Below are 6669 nucleotides of genomic sequence, written 5' to 3' on the forward strand. Positions count from 1 at the left end.
ATGTCCTTGACCAAGATGGAAAGCAAGTGCCGCCAGGCATTCCTGGGGAACTGTATATTGGTGGTGCAGGTGTTGCCAGAGGTTACTACAACCGTCCAGATCAGACGAAGCGCGCCTTTGTATCACACCCAAACGGTCGGCTTTATCGAACCGGTGACCTTGTAAAATGGCACAGTGATCAAACGATCACATATCTTGGCAGGTTGGATAAGCAAGTGAAAATTCGCGGTGTCCGGATTGAGCCAGGTGAAATCACAGCGAAGCTACTTGAGCTAGACGAAGTGAAAAATGGTTATGTGATGGCTCACCACGATGAAAATGGTCAAGCCACTTTATGTGCGTATCTCGTGACAGAGACTGAAATAGAGCGGGAAAACATTAGGAAACAGCTAGCGAAGAGCTTGCCGGACTACATGATCCCTGTTTATTTCATCACAGTAGATGAGCTGCCATTAACACCAAACGGAAAAATCAATGAGCAACTGCTTCCAATGCCGAAAAAAGAACTGAAAGAAACATATGAGCCGCCGCAAACAGAAACAGAAAAAATTCTTGCCGCGATTTGGGAAGAAGTACTTGATATAGATCAGATCAGCAGAAATGGAAGCTTTTTCGATTATGGAGGAGACTCAATCAAAGCGATTCAAATCTCTTCTCAATTGAGAAAGCATCAATTAAAACTAGAAACAAAGTACTTGTTCACACATGCAACAATTGCAGAAGCTGCTTTGTACGTGGAACCTTTAAATAAACAAATTGATCAACGTCAAGTATCAGGGGAAGTTACGCTCTCACCAATACAAACCTGGTTCTTTTCAAAAGCATTTGCAAACCCACATCACTACAACCAAGCTGAGACGCTCTACAGAGCAGAAGGCTTTGATCCTACAGCAATCGAATTGGCGTTAGATCAATTGATGGAGCATCATGATATGTTTAGAGCTGTTTTTATAAAGGAACAGCACAATATCGTGCAAAAGATTCGAAAAGCGTATGCAGCTGATTTTTATGAAATGAAAGTGCTAAATCTTAGAGACAAAACCAATTGGCGCGAGCTTGCTGAACATCATATAAACAACATGCAAGGAGAGCTTGACATCGAAAACGGACCTCTTGTGAAAGTCTGTCTCTGTCAAACAAATACAGGAGACCATCTTGTTATCGTGATCCACCATCTCATCATTGATGGTGTCTCTTGGCGGATTTTCCTTGAGGACTTGGAAACAGCTTACGAACAAGCACTATCAGGGGAAAACATACAACTACCTGAAAAGACGACTTCTTTTAAAGAATGGACAACCGAATTGTGGAAATATGCTCAACAGGAAGCAGTCAAAGAAAAAACATTTTGGCGCGAGATTGAGAGTCGAATAGCAGTTCCGCCTTCTTTAGCAGTCCGTCAGTCGAGCGATCAAAAGCGTTCGAACAGTCAACATTTTGTTCAACAGCTTGATCAAGATATAACAAATCTCCTTTTAAAAAAGGTACATCATGCATACCGTACAGAAATAAATGACATTTTGTTAGCTGCGTTTGCTTTGGCGATGAGAAAACAGTTTGGAATAGCCGAACTGCCCCTTGATTTAGAAGGGCATGGTCGGGAAGCTATTTCAGAACATGTCGATGTTTCAAGAACGATCGGGTGGTTTACATCTGTATTTCCGGTTGTGCTTTCGATAGGAAGTGAAGCAGAGATAGGGACTGTGATAAAGACAGTGAAAGATACGCTTCATTGCATTCCACATAAGGGGATTGGCTACGGCTTGCTTCATGGTCAAATGCTTGAAGAAACACCATCTTCTGTCGTGAGCTTTAACTATTTAGGTCAGTTTGAGGTACAGCAAAGTGGAATCAAGCCACTCCATTTGGGGGATTCCAACAGTCTAGCAAACGAAAGAACCCATATGCTCGACCTCAACCTTGCTGTTATAAATGGAGTGCTAGAAATCAATGTGGACTACCATGAAAAAGAGTTTGATCAAAGCGAAATTGAAGCACTTTTAAACTGTTATACAGATATCTTGGTCAACATGGTCAACCATTGTGTAGAGAAAGAAGATCATGGAGAAAAAACGTTAAGTGATTTTGATGATCAGCAATTGACAAATGAGGAACTGGATCATATTTATGAGTTGCTTAAAGACATGTAGAGAGAGGATAGCCTCTCTCTATCATTGATAAAAGGGAGTGAAGAAATGAAGCAGCAACAAAATATCCAAAACATTTACCCGCTGACACCTATGCAAGAAGGTATGCTGTTCCATCATTTAAGTGATAAAGATAGTCAAGCATACTGTGTTCAAACGGCTGTGAAAATTTCCGGTGAATTTCATCTCAATATCGCTGAACAAAGCCTTAACATTCTTGTTGGCCGTCATGACCTGCTAAGAACGGTTTTTATTCACTCTAAACAACTAAGTCGTCCTCGTCAAATTGTATTTAAGAAAAGAAACATGACCATTAACATGCATGATTATTCTCATTTCAAGCAGGCTGATCATGATCAGTACATTGAGGAATTTTTGAGATCAGATTTCAAAAAAGGCTTTGATTTGGCTGTTGGACCTTTATTTCGGATAGAGGCACTAAAATTAGGGGAATCCGAATATGTTCTCGTTTTTTCAAATCATCACATCATTTTGGATGGTTGGTGCGCTAAAGCAGTTTTAGATGAGTTTTTCGATATATATTCTGACCTGTTCCATAATCGGCCTGTTAGCAATAAGAAGTCCTTTTCTTTTAGTAAATATATTCAATGGATTGAAAATCAAAGTAAAAATGAAGCCCATACCTATTGGAAGGAATACCTGAAAGGGCTTGAGACAAACACAGAAGTGCCAAGTTTCTATAAAAAAGCGAAAAATGAAGGCTTTCAAAAAGAAGACTTTTATCAAAAAATAGATGATGATTTGTTTCAAGGTCTTGAAAACGTCTCAAAGCGTTACAAAATCACTGTTCATACGATATGTCAAACAGCTTGGGCGTTGCTGCTTAGCCATTACAATCAGTCAAATGACGTTGTATTCGGATCAGTTGTGTCTGGAAGAACACCAGAACTAGAAGGTATTGAAGAAGCGGTGGGATTGTTTATTAATACGATTCCAGTCAGGATAAAAGTTGACCCAAACCTGTCTTTCACACAGCTTTTTGAGAATGTCCAACAATCGAACTTAAAGTCTGAGCATTATTCGTATTGTTCTTTGGCTGATCTTCAAAACATGACGACTTTGAAGGGGAATCTACTTCATCATTTTCTAGTTTTTCAAAACTATCCACCTCAGGAGACATCAGAAGAAGCGGAAAATGAGCTTTTTGGCTTTCATATTCAAGAGTTGCATGATACAGAAGAAACGAATTATGATTTTCTTCTAACGATTGCACCAAGGGAACAATTTATGATTATTCATTATAATCAAAACATATATGAAAACGATGAAATTGGTGTCTTATGCAGACGTTTTCTCTCTATATTACGACAGATGATTCAAACACCGGATATGAAGCTATCTCAAGTAGAGTTAATTGATGCAGATGAAAGAAGATTGATAGATACATTCCAAATGTCAGATTGCAACATGTGTAAAGATAGCCTGACTTTGCATGAGCGATTTGAGCAGCAGGTCGGTTTATTTCCTCATAAACCAGCTGTTACATTCAATGGGGAAACTCTGACTTATGAAACACTAAACAGTCGTGCCAATGAACTTGCCAAACAGCTTCGGAGCCTTGGTGTGCAACCAAATCATTTAGTGGGTATTATGCTGGAACGTTCTCATTCATTTATGATAGGTATTCTTGGTATTTTAAAAGCAGGAGCAGCATATGTACCAATTGACCCGCATTATCCGATTGAACGAATCGACTATATCATTCAAGATTCGAACATCTCTATTCTGATCACTGATCAAAAACAGAAAGCTGAACTGTTTCCTTCTATCCAATACACAGGGGAGACGCTGTTTATAGATGATATGCAAACTGGGAGTTTTTCTGAAAATCTTCCTTCTGTCTCTTCAGCTCAAGATCTTGCCTATGTCATCTACACATCTGGATCGACAGGTAAGCCAAAAGGAATTCTCACCAAACATGAAAATGTGATGAGGGTTGTTGTCAATCCGAATGACCTCAAAGTAACAGAAGAGGATCGCATCTTACAACTATCCAATCTATCTTTTGATGGATCGGTATTTGATATTTTTGCTGCACTTTTAAATGGAGCAGAACTAATCCTCCCTGAGTCAAACACAGTCCTTTCACCAAGAGAACTGTCCAGATTTTTAATCAAACAAGACATTTCGATTATGTTCTTAACAACGGCTTTATTTAATGCAGTCATTGCAGAAAATCCAACTGCATTTAATGGACTTCGTAAAGTCTTATTTGGCGGTGAAAAAGTTACAGTTGCTTTTGTTGAACAAGCCTTGGAGCAAGCAGGAGCGACCAAATTCATCCATGTTTATGGACCGACAGAAAGCACGGTTTTTGCCAGTTTTTATCCGATTCAATCGATTGATAAAAGACTTGGAACGATCCCAATTGGAAAACCGTTGAATGATACAGAGTTGATCATCTTGAACCAGTACGGAAAGATTCAAGCAATCGGATTGCCTGGGGAGTTATGTATAGCCGGAAAAGGGCTTGCCAAAGGCTATTTGAATCGACCAGATTTGTCAGAGGAAAAGTTTGTCACACATCCTTTAAAAGAGCAGGAGAGAATGTATAAAACCGGTGATTTGGCAAGGTGGCTTCCAGATGGAAGCATTGAATTTATGGGGAGACTAGATCGACAAGTGAAAATTCGCGGTTTCAGGATTGAACCAGAAGAAGTAGCCGCTGAGTTGTTGCTTTTATCCAATATTAAAAAGGCGTATGTGATGGAAAGAAGAAGTGAGCATGGTGAGGCTTATTTATGCGCTTATTATGTCGCTGATGTAAACAAACCATCAAAAGAAATCAGACGTGAATTGGCTGAACGTTTACCAGAATATATGCTACCATCTTTTTTCATGCCATTAAATGAACTTCCAGTGACACCAAATGGGAAAATCAGTGAAAAAGAGCTTCCAGCTCCTGAATATATATTAGACCGTGAGAGGGAATATATAGCCCCTCGAACAGCTGTAGAAAAAAAATTAGTGGAATTGTGGGAGCAAATTTTAAGTGTTAAGCCGGTTGGAGTGAATACTCATTTCTTTGAAATCGGTGGACATTCACTTAAAGCCGTTTCTCTGATGGTGGCTATTGAGCGGGAGTTTTCAGTCAAACTATCGATTAAACAGATTTTTGATCATCCTTATTTAGAAGATATGGCAATGGTCATTGATCAAGCAGAAACGGAAGCATCACTTGGCATGCTACCTGCCCCTCCTCAAGACTACTATCCGGCTTCTGCAATTCAAAGGCGGATTTATGCTGTCAGCCATTTGCAAGGGAGAGAGCAGAGTTATAATATGCCAGTGCTGTTAAAGGTCCCTCATCTTTTAGATATTGACCGTGTTCAGAAAGCAATCAACATGCTCGTTGAACGTCATGAAAGCTTAAGAACGTCTTTTGAGATGGTTGAAGGCGAAGTGGTACAGAACATTCATTCTTCTGTCAATGTCGAAGTCATAACAACAAAAGTGGCTAAAGATGGGTTGTACAAGCAAGTTTCTGCATGGATAAAACCTTTTGACCTGCAACGGGCTCCCCTGTTAAGAGCGGGTATTCTTGAGGATGACGAAGAGCATTTTCTGTTTCTTGATATGCATCACATCATATCAGATGGCCATTCCATTCATATTTTCTTGCAGGAATTGATTCAACTGTACGAACAAAGCCAGCCACTACCGCCTCTTGCGCTCCAATATAAGGATTATGCTGTCTGGGAGAAGAAGAGGGAGACTGACGTTGATGTTTCTTATTGGAAAAAACAGTTTGAGGACGAAATACCAGTTCTGACATTGCCTGTTGATGAACAAAAGGGAACTGGAACCGAGCTTGAGGGTAGCTTTCATATCAAAACACTTGATATGGAAATGACAGATCAAGTGAAAAAGTACGTATTACAAACTAATCAAACGCTCTTTTCGTTTTTATTAGGAATTTATCAACTATTGCTTGCTAAATATACAGGACAGAAAGATATTGTGGTTGGTACTCCTGTGAGCGGGAGACAGCATGCAAGTCTTGAATCAACTGTTGGTATGTTTGTCAAAACACTTCCGATTAGGGTTCAGCTCAATTCTCAATGGACAATTGGTGAATTTTTCTCAACAGTAAAAGAACATTGTCTTGCCGCTTTTGAAAGTGAGGTGGACCCGGCAGAATGGATCATGAATAGATCTAGAATAAAAATGGATCTTATTCAAACCATGTTTTCGTTCAATCATGACCAAGCAGAACTTCCAGCACAGTGGGAGATACAAAACATTTTCAATCCCCATGTACAATTTGATTTATCATTAGATGTTTTTGAACATCACTCAAATCTAGACATTTATTTTGAATACAGCACAAGTTTATTTAAAAAAGAAACGATCGAACGAATGGCAAAGCATTTTGAACACCTGATTGAGTCGGTGTTGGCTGATCCTGAGCAAACACTCGGTGAACTCGAACTCATTTCTAAGGATGAACAGGCACTTGTGGCCAAGATGAATGATACGGATGTGCCACTGCCATCATGCC

The 6669-nt window shown here is 39.6% G+C and carries 2 protein-coding genes; both read left to right on the plus strand.

Annotated elements, in window-relative coordinates:
- On the plus strand, nt 1-2150 hold a 2150-nt coding region (locus PDT38_RS19200), incomplete at its 5' end, for a condensation domain-containing protein (protein ID WP_270803663.1).
- A gap of 45 nt (nt 2151-2195) precedes the next feature.
- Nucleotides 2196-6669, plus strand: a 4474-nt coding sequence (locus PDT38_RS19205; protein ID WP_270803664.1) for an amino acid adenylation domain-containing protein, incomplete at its 3' end; no start/stop codon positions are given.

Source organism: Bacillus changyiensis (assembly GCF_027706145.1).
GTDB lineage: Bacteria > Bacillota > Bacilli > Bacillales > Bacillaceae > Bacillus > Bacillus changyiensis.